This window comes from Sphingobium chungbukense, assembly GCF_001005725.1.
Classification (GTDB): Bacteria; Pseudomonadota; Alphaproteobacteria; order Sphingomonadales; family Sphingomonadaceae; genus Sphingobium; species Sphingobium chungbukense.
Genome location: NZ_LBIC01000005.1, coordinates 66556 through 81259 on the forward strand (window position 1 = coordinate 66556; position 14704 = coordinate 81259).

The window sequence follows — 14704 nt, forward strand, 5'->3', positions numbered from 1 at the left end:
CGTGCGGTGCTGTTCCGGGTTGCGGGATCAGGACCTGATATTTTTCTGCAAGCCTTTCACGCCTTCACACAGCAGAAGCAGCAGGACAGGCAGCAAGATCAGGAACGGAAAATCTGCCGGTTCTGGCTGAGCGAAGTGGAGTATGCGGCGCAGCGGCTCCACGGTGAGGATCAATCCACATGCTGTCAGCACGGCGGCCGCCACATAGCGCAGCGACGCGTTGTTGCGCCAGAGCGCCCGCGTCAGCGATGTGCTGAAGGATCGGTTCACCAGCGCCAGCGCCATGATGGAAGCGACCAGTGCGAAGAACAGGACCGCCCTCACGCGATCGGGCGCGAGGCCCCAATATGTCGTCGCGATATGAAGGCCGATGAGCAGCGCCAGGGCGATGCCGCCGTACAGGATGCTGGGGACCACCAGCGCCGCGGAAAACAGGCGTTCGGCAGGGCTGCGGGGCGGTCTGTGCATGATGCGGCTTTCCTCCCGTTCGGCTTCGAAGACGAGCGCGCAGACGGGATCGATGATCATTTCCAGCAATGCGATCTGGATCGGCCCCAACACCAGCGGCAGGCCCAGCAGCAGGGGCGATAGGGCAAGGCCCGCGATCGGGACGTGCACGGCGAAGATGAAGCCGATGGCCTTGCGGATATTGTCGTAGATGCGGCGGCCGAGGCGAATGGCGACGACGATGGCGCCGAAATCATCCTCCACCAGCACGATGGCCGACGCCTCGCGCGCCACATCGGTGCCCCGCTTGCCCATGGCGATGCCGATATGCGCCGCCTTGAGCGCGGGCGCGTCGTTCACCCCGTCGCCGGTCATCGCGACGACCTCTCCCGCGGCCTTGAGCGCGGAGACGATGCGCAGCTTCTGTTCGGGCATGGTGCGGGCGAAGACGGTCACATCCTTCACTCGCGCGGCGAGGTCAGCGTCCGAAAGCGCGCCGACCTGATCGCCGGTCATGACCTCGCCCGAAGCGATCCCTGCCTGCGCCGCGATCGCCTGGGCCGTGGCCGGATAGTCTCCGGTGATCATCACCACCCGGATTCCGGCCGAGCCGCATTGGGCGATCGCTTCGGGAACCCCCGCACGCAGCGGATCGGACAGGCCAATCAGCCCGAGCAGCGAGAAGTCGTGCGCCTCGTGCCCCTTGTCCCGATCGTCCGGCGCGATGGTCGCAGTGGCCACTCCCAGCACGCGAATGCCCCGCGCCGCCATGGCACGGACGGCCCGATCGAGCGCCCGATGGGCTTCCCCATCCAGCCGGCAAAGCCGCGCTATCGCTTCCGGCGCGCCCTTGGCGGCCACGGTCAGCCCTTCCCCCATCAGCTCTGTCTGCCACACATTGGACATCGCCAGCAGATCGGGGCGAAGGCCGTTAGTGTGGGTCAGTTGCCAGCCCTTCCGCGCAGGAAGCCGTACATCCTTCACTATATTGTGAAAGGCGACCTCCATCGGATCGACCGGCACCGGGGCGCTCGCCAGCGCAGCGGTTTCGATCAGCGCATGAAATTCAGGTCCGGGCGATCCGTCACCCGGCACCGCCATGTCGCCTGTCGGAAGCCACAACTCCGTCACCGTCATGCGGTTCTGGGTCAGCGTCCCGGTCTTGTCCGTGCACAGCACCGTCGCGGCGCCCAGCGCCTCTATGGCGGAGGCACGCCGGGTCAGCACCCCGACCTGCGCGATGCGCCATGCGCCCATGGCGAGGAAGATGGTGAGGACCACCGGAAACTCCTCGGGCAGCAGGGACATGGCTGTCGCGATGCCCGCGAGGAAGGCTGCCATCCAGTCGCCGCGCAGCCAGCCATCGAGAAGGACCACCAGCAGCGCGATCGTCACCCCGCCGACGGCGCACAGGCTGACCATGCGGGCGGTTTCCTTCTGGAGATGGGGGACTTCCGTTTCCAACGTCTCCAGAAAACGGCCGATCTGCCCGATGCGGCTGCGCAGGCCGGTGGCGCTGACCCGCGCAATGCCGCCCCCATGGGTGATGACGGCGCCTGAAAAGAGATAGGGCGTGTCGTCGCCGCCCGGTTCCGCCCGATCCGGGTCGCCGGCCTGCGCGGCGCGCTTGCGGACCGGAACCGCTTCCCCGGTCAGCAGGGATTCGTCCGCTTCCAGTTCCCGCGCCTCGATCAGCAGCGCATCGGCCGCGACGCGGTCGCCCGCCTCCAGCACCAGCATGTCGCCATGCACGACCTCCCGACCGGGGATGCGTACGGTCTCGCCGTCGCGGATGACCAGCGCGCGGGGCGCCGACAGGTCGCGCAGCGCCTCCAGCGTCCGTTCCGTGCGCGCCTCCTGCACGATCGTGATGAGGATGGAGAGGCCGGCAAAGCCCAGCAGGACCAGCGCCTCCGTCCCGTCGCCGAGCAGCAGATAGATGAGGCCCGCCGCCAGCAGCATGGCGAACATGGGTTCTTTCAGCACTTCCGCCGCGATCCGCAGCGGTGTCCGCCGGGTCGGGCGGGGCAGTTCGTTGGGCCCCTGTTCGGCCAGCCGGTCCCGCGCCTGCGAAGCGGAAAGGCCGAGATGATCAGCCTGTTTCCCTATTGTCGCCACGCCTTGTCTTCCCCCCGCAAATTGTCTCCCCCCGCAAATATGGCCCGTCAACGACACGGGCGCCGGAAAATCGATGAGACCCCCATTGTCGTCCATCAGGATATCTACGGACTGTTCCTGCCGTGTTATCATCTAATGAGCTTGGAGAGGCTGCAAGAGGGGAGGAGTTCCGATGGACAGGTCATCGCTCACACTGACATTCCATGGTGCGGCAGGCACGGTCACGGGATCCTGCATGGAATTGCGGCTGAATGATCGCAGCCTGTTGGTGGATTGCGGCCTGTTCCAGGGATCGCGCAGCCTGGAAACGCTGAACCATGGCGGTTTCGGCTTCGAGCCGGGAAAGATCGACGCGGTCGTGCTGACCCATGCGCATATCGACCATTGCGGCCTGCTGCCGAAACTGTCGGCGGAAGGGTTCGACCGGCCGATCTGGTGCACGCCCGCAACATCGGACCTGCTGGAATATATGCTGGCGGACGCCGGGCGCATCCAGGAAAGCGAGGCGGACCGCCGCAACCGGCGGCGCGACCGTGCGGGCGAGAGCCAATTCGTGCCCCTCTATACCGAGGAGGATGCCCTGCGCGCATGGCGGCTGAGCCGCCCCGTGCCGCTGTCGGACTGGTTCGATCCCGCTCCCGGCTTCCGGGCCCGTTTCTGGAATGCCGGTCACATATTGGGCGCGGCGTCGGTGGAGATCGAGGCGGCAGGCACGCGGCTGCTCTTCTCCGGCGATCTTGGTCCCGACAACAAGGCGTTCCATCCCGATCCGCAGGCGCCGTCGGGCATCGACCATGTCGTCTGCGAATCGACCTATGGCGACCGCGCGCGAGAGAAGTTCACGATCGAGCAGCGCCGCAGCCAACTGGAGCATGAGATCAAGGACGCGCTGGTGCGCGGCGGCAACCTCATCATCCCCAGTTTCGCGCTGGAAAGGACGCAGGAACTGCTGCTCGACCTGGCGCGGCTCGCGGACGCCAACCGCATCCCCAATGTCCCGATCTTCGTCGACTCCCCGCTCGCCAGCCGCGCGACCAAGGTTTTTGCCGCCCATGCCGCGGAGATGGAGGATATGGACGGGCAGGACATCTTCCGCCATCCGTCCATCCATTATGTCGAGGATGTCGCGGAATCGATCCGGCTCAACACCATGTCGGGTGCGATCATCATGGCCGCTTCGGGCATGTGCGAAGCGGGACGCATCCGGCATCATCTGAAGCATAATCTCTTCCGGCGGGACTCCACCGTGCTGTTCGTGGGCTTCCAGGCCAGGGGCACGCTGGGCCGGGTGTTGCTGGACGGGGCGCAGCGCGTGCGCATTTCGGGAGAGGATGTGAACGTCCGCGCGCGCATCCGGCGCATCGACAGCTATTCCGCCCATGCCGACCGTGACGAACTGCATCGCTGGATCGCCGCCCGCCGCCCCATAGCGGGCAGCCTTTTCCTCGACCATGGGGAGGTCGAAGCGGTCGCGGCGCTGCGCGCGCTCGTCCAGGCCGACGATCCGGCCGCCAGCATCATCGCGCCGCAGATCGGCGAAAGCTACGCGTTGGAACCGGGCGTGCCCGCGCGCCGAATCCAGACGGGCCGCGTCGACATGGACCTGCTGGCCGGGCCGGACTGGCAGAATGACTATGCCGATTTCGTCACCCATCTGAAACAGCATCTGGGCCGGATCAGGAGCGAGCGCGCCCGCCGCGAGGCGCTCGCCCAGATGCGCCGGGTGCTCGACGCCTATGAGGAAGCACGGCAACGCCGCTCAACCGCAAAATGATGGAGGTTCCCATGAACAACCCCTCGCCTTCAGCCATCCGTCATATCGTGGTGCTTGCTCATCCGGATGCCAGCAGTTTCAATGCCGCGATCGCCGCGACCTATTGCGAGGCCGTTCGCGAGGCCGGTCAGAAAGCCGTGCTGCGCGACCTCTATCGCATGCAATTCGATCCTGTCCTCAGGAATGAGGAGCGGCCTGACAGGAAGGGATACCGCATGGCGCCCGATGTGAGCGAGGAATGGGAGCTGCTGGCGGGCGCACGGGTCTTCACCTTCATCTTCCCGATCTGGTTCGGCATGCCGCCGGCCATGATGACGGGCTATGTCGATCGCGTCCTGGGGGCCGGCGTCACGTCCCGGGAGATTCAGCAGAGGTCGAGCGGAAACCTCCTAGGTGACGGCCATCTCTGTACCATCACCACCTCCGGCGCTTCGGAGGACTGGCTCGACGCGCAGGGGCAGAGCCAGGCATTGCGGGAACTGACCGGCACCTATCTGTTCCGCGGTTTTGCCATGCGCTCGAACGCGGCCCTGCACATCGGCGATGTCGTCGAAGGCGTGGACGCCGCGTTCATCCGGGACAATCTCGACCGGGTTCGCAGCCGGGTGCAAAGCCTCTGCGCGCGGGTGGCGCAGGACATCCAGGGAACGCCCGCTCCTTCGCCAGCCGGCAACGACAGTTGATGCAAGCATTTCGAGGAAGCCCGCAGAAAGCCATGCTGACGATCAAGCGCCTCGCCATCGACACCTACCCGGAAAACACGGCTTTCCTCCTGCGCCGCAGCAACGGCTATTCGGCCGAGCAATTCCAGGCGCTGCGCAAGATCAGGGTGAGCGGCGAGGGAGCCGAAATCCTGGCATCTCTGGCGCTGGTCGATGAATCTCTGCTGCTCAAGCCCGGTGAAATCGGTCTGGGCGAGCAGGCTTTCAGGCGGCTGGGACTGCCCGAGGGTGCACAAGTGGCGATCGAGCAGGCAAGGCCGCCCGCCAGCCTGGAATATGTCCGCCGCAAGATCGACGGCGACACGCTGGAGGATGACGAGATCGCCGCCATCATCCGCGACATCGCCGCGCATCGTTATTCGCCCATGGAGATCGGCGCCTTTCTGGTCGCCTGCGCGGGTTTCATGACCACGCAGGAAACGCTGGCGATGACCCGTGCCATGGCGGGCCTTGGCAACCGCTTCGACTGGAAGGCGCCTCTGGTCGTGGACAAGCATTGCATCGGCGGCATTCCGGGCAACCGCACGTCGATGATCGTCGTGCCCATCGTCGCGGCGCACGGCCTTATCATGCCCAAGACATCGTCGCGGGCCATCACCTCGCCCTCCGGCACGGCAGACACGATGGAAGTGCTGGCCAATGTCGACCTGTCCGAGGACAATATGCGGGCCATCGTCGCACGGGAAAAGGCCGTGCTGGCATGGGGCGGCCGGGTCAACCTGTCGCCCGCCGACGATGTGCTGATCTCCGTCGAGCGGCCGCTGCGCATCGACACGTTCGACCAGATGGTGGCCTCCATCCTGTCCAAGAAGCTGGCGGCGGGCTCCACCCATCTGGTGCTCGACATTCCGGTGGGCCCCACGGCCAAGGTTCGCTCTCAGGAGGAGGCGGTGCGGCTGCGCAAGCTGTTCGAGCATATCGCCGACAAGCTGGGCCTCGTCACCGACATCGTGATCACGGACGGGTCGCAGCCGGTCGGCAACGGCATCGGACCGGTGCTGGAGGCCCGCGACGTCATGGCCGTGCTGCGCAACGACGCCGACGCGCCGCAGGATCTGCGCGACCATGCGCTGTTTCTGGCAGGGCGGGTGCTCGACTTCGATCCGGCCCTGCGTGGCGGCAGGGGCTATGCACGGGCCATGGAACTGCTGGCGTCGGGCGAGGCGCTGGCCGCGATGGAGCGGCTGATCGAGGCGCAGGGACGGCAGGAAATCCGCCATGATCCCGGCGCGCATGTGCATGAGGTCCGCGCCGGGGAGGACGGGCGCGTGACCGCCATCAATTGCCAGCGCGTCGCGCGCATTGCCCGGCTGGCCGGGGCGCCCATGGACAAGGGGGCGGGTATCGACCTGCTGCACAAGGTCGGGGCGCAGGTGCGCAAGGGCCAGTCACTCTACCGCATCCATGCCCAGTCCGCGACGGGCCTTGGCTTTGCCCGCGATCTGGCCGCGGAAGATTCAGGCTATGAGGTGACGCGGTGAGCGCGGTTGTCTTCGGCTTCGGCGAAAGCATGGGAGCGGCGAAGAGGCTGGGGGCGCTGCTCGACCTGCCCGTCCTTCAGGTCGCGACCCGCCGCTTTCCCGATCGGGAATCACTGGTCAGGATGCCTGCCCCGGCTCGCACGGCTATTCTCTATCGCTCCCTCGATGACCCGGACGGGAAGATCGTCGAACTGCTGCTGGCGGCTTCCGCCGCGCGGGATCTGGGGGCTGAGCGCGTCGTGCTGGTTGCGCCCTATCTTGCCTATATGCGTCAGGACATGGCCTTCCATCCGGGGGAGGCGGTCAGCCAGCGGGTGATCGGCCGGCTCATCGCGGATCATTTCGACGCCTTGCTGACCATTGATCCGCATCTGCATCGCATCGCCAGTCTGGGTGAGGCGGTGCCCGGCATCCCGGCGATCAGCCTTTCGGCCGCGCCCTTGCTCGCCAGCCTGATCGATCCTGCGGGCCATCCCGTCATTATCGGGCCGGACGGCGAATCCCGGCAATGGACGCAGAGCATCGCCGCCCCGCTCGGCCTCGACATGCTGGTGGCGTCGAAGGAACGGAGCGGCGACCGCGATGTCCGCCTGACCCTGCCGGAGGTCGAGCGGGTGCGCGGGCGTCCGGCCATATTGGTGGACGACATGATTTCCAGCGGCCGGACATTGATCGAGGCGGCAAGACTGCTGCGCGCGGCCGGGGCGGCATCGGTCGAGGCCCATGTGACCCATTGCCTCGCCCGGCCCGACGATCTCGCGCTGATGCAGGCGGAAGGGATAGGGCGGATATCCAGCAGCGACAGCGTCGAGGGGCCCACCAACCGGGCCTATGCCGCGCCGTTGCTCGCCTCCTGCCTCAAGGAAGCGGGCCTGGTTTGACCGACCCTGGGGAGGAAGCCCATGAAACAGATGATCGCCATGCAGATCAAGGCTCCGGGCATGCCCCTGGAGAGGATCGAACGCCCTGTCCCGACGCCGGGAACGGGCGAATTGCTGGTCGAAGTCAGCGCCTGCGGTGTGTGCCGCACGGACCTTCATGTGCTGGACGGCGAAATTCCGGCCCATTATCCCATCATACCCGGCCATGAGATCGTCGGCCATGTCGCCGCCATCGGGCCGGATGTGACGGGCTTCCTCATCGGGCAAAGGGTCGGCGTGCCCTGGCTGGGGCATACGTGCGGGCAGTGCCCCTATTGCCGGAGCGATCGGGAAAATCTCTGCGACGCGCCGCTGTTTACCGGCGCGACGCGCGATGGCGGCTATGCCAGCCACGCGATAGCCGATGCACGCTATTGTTTCGCGCTGCCGGATCGCTTTTCGGATGTGGAGGCCGCGCCGTTGCTGTGCGCCGGGCTGATCGGGTGGCGGGCGTTGCGGCTGGCAGGCCCGGCACCGGCGATCGGCCTGTACGGCTTTGGCGCGGCGGCCCATATCCTCACGCAGATCGCGGCGGCGCAGGGACGCAGCGTCCATGCCTTCACCAAGGATGGGGACGAGGAAGGTCAGGCGTTCGCCCGCTCGCTTGGATGCGTCTGGGCGGGCGGTTCATCGCAGGCGCCGCCCGCGATGCTCGATGCCGCCCTGATTTTCGCGCCGGTGGGAGACCTCGTTCCCCGTGCCCTGCAAGCTGTGCGAAAGGGAGGTCGGGTCGTCTGCGCGGGCATTTACATGAGCGATATTCCCTCTTTCCCCTATGCGCATCTGTGGGAGGAAAGGGAATTGCTCTCTGTCGCCAACCTGACCAGGGAGGATGGCACGTCCTTCTTCCAGCTTCTGGATCAGATTCCGGTTCGGACCGTCACGGAAAGCTTTCGCCTGGAGGATTGCAATGAGGCTCTTGCCAGGTTGAGAAACGGCCAGGTCAAGGGCGCGGCGGTGATCTTGCCCTAATTGCGGGAGTCTCTTTCTTCTATCCATCCGGAAGTAGGAGAATGGATCGACCATCGGTTGGGACGGATCAGCTATCGCCGACAATGGCATTTGCAAGACAGGGGGATCGCGGTCGCCCGCCCAGCGCATCGGACGATGCGACGAAAACCGTCACTGCATCCGATCAGTCATCGGTGCAGTCGCAGCGTCACGCCGATGGTCCGGGGATCGCTGGGCGTGCCGACGATCAGGCCGCTATTTCCGGCCTGGACGGTGAGGTTCTGCATATAGTCCTTGTCGAACAGATTGCGGGCAAAGGCCGCGACTTCCCAATGCGGCGTGCGATAGCCAATGCTGGCATTGACCAGCGTATAGCCCCGAATGATCGTATAAGCGGAACCAGTGGCGTCGCCGAGTATCCTGGTCTTGGCATTGGCGTCGGCGCGGAGGAACAGGCTGCCGTCCAGCGACCCGATCGGCATGGGCAGAACATATTCGCCGCCCGCGCTGCCCGACCATTTCGGCAGGCCCGGCAGGCCGTTGCCCGACAGGTTGCAGCTGGTGGTGGCGCTGCCGGTCAGCTCGATGGGGCAGGGACCGTTGGGATAGCTGGCATATCGGCCATCGGCATAGGCGCCCGCCGCGCGCAGCGTCAGATGGTTGCCGATGACGAGGGCCGCATCGAACTCCACCCCCTTGACCGTAACCTTCGGAATATTGGCGAGATAGCTGCGCAGAGCGATCACCGCCGCATTGTCGACGACATTGGCCTGGAAATCAGTGACGCGGGTGTAATAGGCGTCGATGGTGAAGGTCAGGCGCTTCTCGAACCAGCGGGTCTTGAGGCCCGCTTCCCATGTGCTGTTCTTCTCCGGACGGACCGTCACCGTGCTCAGGATCGGATCGTTGGCGGCGTGGCCCGGCACGCCGGCCGGATAGACCGGCAGGCCGGACATATTGATGCCGCCCGATTTCTGTCCCCGCGCGAAGCTGGCATAGGCCATCAGATCATCGTTCAGGCTATAGGAGATGTTGGCCCGGCCCGACGCGCTGCCGTCGCCCAGATGGGCGCTGTAGGATTGGGCGCGCAATATACCCTGCGCTTGGGCAGAGGCCGGTGCGCTGCCGCCGAAGGTGCGCAGATCATAGGCGCCGTCCTTCTCCTCATAGGTATAGCGGATGCCGCCGGTGATCGCGAGGCGCGGCAGCGGATGCCAGGTCACTTCGCCGAACACGCCATAGCTTTCGGTGCGGAAATCGGTGGTGCCATTGCTCTGATAACCGTTCAACAGCGCGGCATTGGTCGAATTGAGCAGCCAATAACTGGCCAACGGACCATAGATGCTGATCGGATGGCCGACGATCTCCTGGTTGAAATAATAAAGCCCGGCCACATAGTCGATCGGCCCCGGCGCGTTGGAGGCGATGCGGAATTCCTGGCTATACTGGTCCTGACGAGAGGGGATATGCTGCGTCGTCTGGATGTGCAGGCCGGTATAGTCGCGGTCGTTCGCCGCATCCCATTTCCAGAAGCGCCAGGCGCTGACCGAGGTGATGGTCGCGCTGCCCACCGTCCAGTCGGCGATGGCCGACGCGCCGCCCTCGCTGGTGTCGACGCCCAGCGGCGCATCATTGTCGGTCACGCGGTCATAGGGATGGGTGCTGGGCGGCGCATAGGCGCCGCCGGGTGCGTTGGTGGCGAGCGCCGCATATTGCTGGGCGGCGGGCTTCAGCGTCGGCGCGACGCGCACATGGACCTGCGCGCAGCAATCATTCCTGAACCGAGCCCAGTCCCCGATCAGTCTCAGCGAGAAGTCGGGCGAGGGCTGGAACAGCAATTGCCCCCGGAGCGCATCGTTGTGGACATCATTCTGCATCTCGTTGCGGCGTATATTTTCGATATAGCCGTCCTGCCGGGTGATCGATCCGGACAGGCGGAAGGCCAGCACATCGCCCACCAGCGGCCCCGTGACCGCGGCTTTAGCCTGAAGGAAATCACGGCTGCCATAGGAAAGCTCGGCATTCGCACCGAAATCGAAGCTGGGCTGCCTTGTCGTGATGTTGATGGCGCCGGCGGTCGTGTTCTTCCCGAAAAGCGTTCCCTGCGGCCCGCGCAGCACTTCGACCTGGTCGATGTCGGTAAAGTCGAACGCCGCCGTCGCGGGACGGGCGTGATAGACCTGATCGACATAGACGCCGACGCCCGGTTCCAGCCCGTCATTGGCCTGGCTGACCGCGACGACACTCGACCCCAGGCCACGAATGGTGAAGGCGGTGTTACGCGGATTGGCGGAGGAATAGTTGAGCGAGGGGACGAGTTGGCTCAACTGGTTGGTGTTGACGGTATAGGTTCGATCCAAAAGATCTTTGCCCACTACGGTAAGGGACACTGGAACGGACTGGGCATCCTCGGTTCGGCGGCGGGCAGTGACGACGATGCGGTTCGGGCCGGAATCCCGCGATTCAACCGAAGCTTCGGCCGGCTCCTGATTGGCATAAGCCGGCAATGCGGCCGCCAATGCAGCCGGCAGTGCAGCCGCCAATGCCGAGATCAGCGACGTTGCGCGGACCATATTGGACTTCCCCATTCGATTCCCCCTCTGATTTTTCTGAAATGCGGCTTTGCGTGAGGCCAGGTGCCATCCATCAACCCATGATCGGGCAACCGACCTCTTCGCCAGTGTCCAAAGGCTTCCGCGTCGAAGCCGACCGTTGCGGCACATTTCGTGGGAGATCGTTCCCACGAGTGCCTCAGGATCGCCGCCACCTATATACAGCGGAATATAGCGTCAACCAAAAAAAAGCGGCGGCGTTCGAGCGCAGCGTTTCGGTGGCTGTTCTGCCTGGAACGGGAAAGCCATCGGCCCGCAGGCGAGAGGGAGAAAATCAGGCGTTGGCCGGCCGGGATTGGTCGCAACCCATATGGCGGCAAGAACCAGAGCCAACCAGAACAATATATTTCTGGAATCACTATGTCTTTTCAGGCATGTCAGCAGTAGTAATGGAGGGGGTCATGCAACTGAAATATCTTGTGTTCGTCTCAGTCGCTGCTCTGATCTCGCAACAACCACTTTTCGCTCAAACATCATCAACGCCGACCGCGCAGGGTGATGTTTCGGTCACCATCTACTATAATGATCTGGCGTTGGTGCAGGACGTCCGCCGGATCAGCTTGCCTTCGGGCCGGTCGCGGCAGGAATTCCCCGATGTGTCGGCACAAATCCGGCCGGAGACGGTGACGTTGTCGGGCGATGGGATCGGCATTGTCGAGCAGAATTTCGATTATGACCTGCTCTCGCCGGCATCGCTGATGGAAAAGGCGGTGGGTCAGACCATCACCCTGCTGCGTACCAATCCCGCCACGGGCGCGGAGACGCGGGAGCAGGCGACGGTGCTGGCCGCCAACGGTGGCGTCGTGCTGAAGATCGGCGAGCGGATCGAGGTGCTGCGCGACGACGGACTGCCTGTGCGGGTCATCTTCTCCTCCATTCCACCCAATCTGCGCGCGCGGCCGACGTTGAGCGTCACGATGGACGCGGCGCAGGCGGGGCCCCGGCCGGTGACGCTCAGCTATCTGACGCCGGCTATGGGATGGAAATCCGACTATGTCGCGCTGTTCGACGAGAAGGCGAGCAAGCTCGACATGCAGGGATGGATCACGCTCAACAACAGCACCGGCACGACCTTCACCAATGTGCGAGCCTTGCTGGTGGCGGGAGAAGTGGGGCAGGTGCAGCAGCGTTATAACGGTTATGACGGCGGCCGGCCTCAGCCGCTGGGCAACATCGCGGGGACGGAAAGCGGCGGTGGCGAGCAATTGGGCGACTTCCACGCCTATCCGATCGAGGGGCGGACCACGATCGCCAACGCCCAGACCAAGCAGGTGAGCTTCCTTGATGCGTCGGGCGTTCCGGCCATGCGCGGTTATGAATATCGCAACGATTGGATGGAGAGCAAGAATCAGGCCGAAAGCGCCGCGTCCGTGCTCAAATTCTCCAACGCGAAGGCAGCCGGCATCGGCGAGGCGCTGCCCGCGGGTACGGTTCGCGTCTATATGCGCGACACGCGCGGACAGGCGCAGTTCGTGGGCGAAAGCGCCATCCCCCACACGCCGGGCGGATCGACGCTGGCACTGCGCACCGGCGACGCGTTCGACGTGAAGGTGCAGCCGGTTGTGGAGAAGCGTGACGTCATCACCGCCGATGAATGGACGAAGACGGATCGCTGGCGTGTCACCTATTCCGACGGTCGCAAGCTGGAAGGCTATAGCGAGCGGCCCGTCAAATATTATCGCACCCAGATGCGCTACATCGTCACCAATGCAAAGCCGACGCCCGTGAATGTCGATGTGGTCCAGTCCGGCCTCGCTCGCTGGTGGTGGTGGCGCGACCTGCGCATACCGGAAGAGAGCATCAAGGGCGTGCAGGAAACGGCGGACATGCGGCGCTGGGTCGTGCCGGTTCCCGCCAATGGCAAGGTCGAGCTGACCGCCACTTTCCTGACCCCCTGGTAAGCGCGCGGTGATCCGCCTTCCGCGATTGCTGTCGGTCCTCCTGCTGGGGGTGTGCGGCGGCGCGCGGGCGCAATTGCCGGTGGTGATCTCTGCCGCGCCGGACAAGCTGGCGGTGACGCTCTATCGCGATCCCGAACGGAGCGGGCATGCGATCGATCGCGAGAGCCCCGGCTCCTTCGCGCTGGTGGCCGAGACGCGCACGGTGATATTGCCGCCCGGCCCGGCGGTGATCCGGTTCGAGGGGGTGGCGAGCGGCATCGTGCCGCAATCCGCGATCCTGTTCGGCGCGCCCCCGCGCGAGCGCAACCGTGATGCCGCCCTGCTGTCGCAAAAAGGGCTGGTGGATGCCTTCACCGGCCAAAGGGTGATATTGCGCCGCACCGATCCGGCGACTGGCAGGACGGTGGAGGAGAGTGCGACCGTCCGCTCCGCTGCCGATCGGCTGGTGGTGACGACGCCGCGCGGCGTGGAAGCGCTCTATTGCTCCGGCCTGCGCCAGACGCTGCTTTATCCCGAGGCGCCGCCGACCCTTTCCGCCAAGCCGGTGCTGACGATGACGACCAAGGACCAGCCGGGCGGTCGTGCAACGATCACGCTGGCCTATATCGCCACCGGCTTCGACTGGAACGCCACCTATGTGGGTACGTTGGCGCCGGACGGGCAGTCGCTGGGCCTGCTCGGCTGGCTGACGATGGCGAGCGCGGACGATACGAGCTTTCCGGACGCGGCGGCCTCTGCCGTGGCGGGGCGGGTGAACCGGTCGGACGACAGCCGCGACGATACGGGTGCGCAGGCGTTGGAGGAGGCGCGCAGCCTCGATAAGGTCAGCGACTGCTGGCCCGCCGGCACGACCAGCGATGTCGGCTATCGGCCGCTTGTGCCGCTTGCGGTTCCCGCGCCGATGGCGATGATGATGGGAGGCCAGGATATTGTCGTAACGGCCCAGAAGCGGGAAGAGCGTGTGCAGTCGGCGCCCATGGCCCTTTCCGTGGTGGCGAAGGCGGAAAATCTGGGCGATCTCAAACTCTATCGCATACCTGTTCCCGTCACGATCGCTGCGCGGTCGCAGAAGCAGGTGGCTTTCCTGGTCAAGGACAAGGTGAAGGGCAGTCTCCTCTACCGCGCGCAGATGGATTGGGATGAGCCGGGCGAGGTCCGCATGCTGTTCCGTTTCCGTAATCGCAGGGAGGATGGGCTTGGCGATCCGTTGCCGGCGGGGCCGGCGGTGCTGTATCAGGAGAGCCGCTGGGGCCGTATGTATGTCGGGGAAAGCGTGGCGGGCGACAAGGCGGTGGACGAAGAGGTCGAATGGCCCTTCGGCAAGGCGAGTAACCTGACGCTGGAACAGGATCAGGCGGAGGACGACAAGGGCGCGCTGCGCCACACGGTGATCGTGCGCAACGCCAATCCCTTTCCGGTGCGGTTCGAACTGGATTTTCCTTCGACGAGCGGCCGGGTCTTCAGCGGTTTTGCCGGCCGGGTGACGGACAAGCCTGGCAAAAGGGTCTGGGCGACGACCGTGCCTGGCAATGGGGAAGTGCGGCTGCGCTTCGCATCCGACGAGCGGAAGGAGTAGGCTGTCCGAACGGCAGCTCAGGGCACCACTTTGCGCTCATGCTCGGCTTTGCCGGGTTGCTCTGGCGGGTCTTGCCGGGCCTGAGCCGCATTGTGAAAGCGGGATTGTTCCCATCCGGATTTCGGAAAGAAACCGTCCCAGGGCACCCGAAGCGAGCGATCGAATGCCCTGGGGACTTTTTGCATCCCATCCCCTGAAACAG

Annotated in this window: 9 protein-coding genes; 7 read left to right on the top strand and 2 right to left on the bottom strand. The window is 65.0% G+C overall.

Annotated features, from left to right (window positions below; all coding sequences use genetic code 11):
• Positions 1-27: 27 nt before the first annotated feature.
• Positions 28-2565 (bottom strand): cation-translocating P-type ATPase, encoded by a 2538-nt coding sequence (locus YP76_RS11450; protein ID WP_046763749.1) that lies wholly within the window; start codon positions 2563-2565, stop codon positions 28-30.
• 172 nt (positions 2566-2737) lie between these two features.
• On the opposite strand from YP76_RS11450, the gene YP76_RS11455 reads away from it, so the two are divergent.
• The 5 genes from YP76_RS11455 to YP76_RS11475 are packed head-to-tail and all read left to right on the top strand — an operon-like array spanning position 2738 to position 8434.
• The gene (locus tag YP76_RS11455) at positions 2738-4339 is read left to right on the top strand and encodes an MBL fold metallo-hydrolase (RefSeq protein WP_046763750.1); all 1602 of its coding nucleotides are present in this window, start codon (positions 2738-2740) and stop codon (positions 4337-4339) included.
• Between the two features lie 11 nt (positions 4340-4350).
• A complete protein-coding gene (locus YP76_RS11460; RefSeq protein WP_046764074.1) occupies positions 4351-5022 on the top strand; it encodes an NAD(P)H-dependent oxidoreductase in 672 nt (223 codons plus the stop codon).
• Positions 5023-5054: 32 nt separating this feature from the next.
• Entirely contained in the window at positions 5055-6542 is a 1488-nt protein-coding gene (locus tag YP76_RS11465) for a thymidine phosphorylase family protein (protein WP_046763751.1), read from the top strand.
• A complete protein-coding gene (locus YP76_RS11470; protein WP_052757384.1) occupies positions 6539-7423 on the top strand; it encodes a ribose-phosphate diphosphokinase in 885 nt (294 codons plus the stop codon). Before YP76_RS11465 ends, YP76_RS11470 begins: the two co-directional genes overlap by 4 nt.
• A 21-nt stretch (positions 7424-7444) precedes the next feature.
• Positions 7445-8434 (top strand): zinc-dependent alcohol dehydrogenase family protein, encoded by a 990-nt coding sequence (locus tag YP76_RS11475; protein ID WP_046763752.1) that lies wholly within the window; start codon positions 7445-7447, stop codon positions 8432-8434.
• 167 nt (positions 8435-8601) lie between these two features.
• Here YP76_RS11475 and YP76_RS11480 read toward each other — a convergent pair whose 3' ends face one another.
• Positions 8602-11001, bottom strand: a complete 2400-nt coding sequence (locus YP76_RS11480; protein WP_232307519.1) for a TonB-dependent receptor — start codon at positions 10999-11001, stop codon at positions 8602-8604.
• A gap of 425 nt (positions 11002-11426) precedes the next feature.
• Between YP76_RS11480 and YP76_RS11485 the strand changes: the two genes are divergently transcribed.
• Together YP76_RS11485 and YP76_RS11490 are read left to right on the top strand one after the other, a co-directional pair.
• Complete coding sequence (locus YP76_RS11485; RefSeq protein WP_046763753.1) at positions 11427-12926, top strand: DUF4139 domain-containing protein; 1500 nt, start codon at positions 11427-11429, stop codon at positions 12924-12926.
• Between the two features lie 7 nt (positions 12927-12933).
• Positions 12934-14502, top strand: coding sequence for a DUF4139 domain-containing protein (locus tag YP76_RS11490; RefSeq protein ID WP_052757386.1), 1569 nt, complete (start codon positions 12934-12936; stop codon positions 14500-14502).
• Positions 14503-14704: the final 202 nt, after the last annotated feature.

Bases quoted from the DNA above. Each gene is read 5' to 3' on its own strand.
- YP76_RS11485 (WP_046763753.1), top strand. From the start codon at position 11,427: ATGCAACTGAAATATCTTGTGTTCGTCTCAGTCGCTGCTCTGATCTCG.
- YP76_RS11480 (WP_232307519.1), bottom strand. From the start codon at position 11,001: ATGGGGAAGTCCAATATGGTCCGCGCAACGTCGCTGATCTCGGCATTG.
- YP76_RS11455 (WP_046763750.1), top strand. From the start codon at position 2,738: ATGGACAGGTCATCGCTCACACTGACATTCCATGGTGCGGCAGGCACG.
- YP76_RS11475 (WP_046763752.1), top strand. From the start codon at position 7,445: ATGAAACAGATGATCGCCATGCAGATCAAGGCTCCGGGCATGCCCCTG.
- YP76_RS11465 (WP_046763751.1), top strand. From the start codon at position 5,055: ATGCTGACGATCAAGCGCCTCGCCATCGACACCTACCCGGAAAACACG.
- YP76_RS11460 (WP_046764074.1), top strand. From the start codon at position 4,351: ATGAACAACCCCTCGCCTTCAGCCATCCGTCATATCGTGGTGCTTGCT.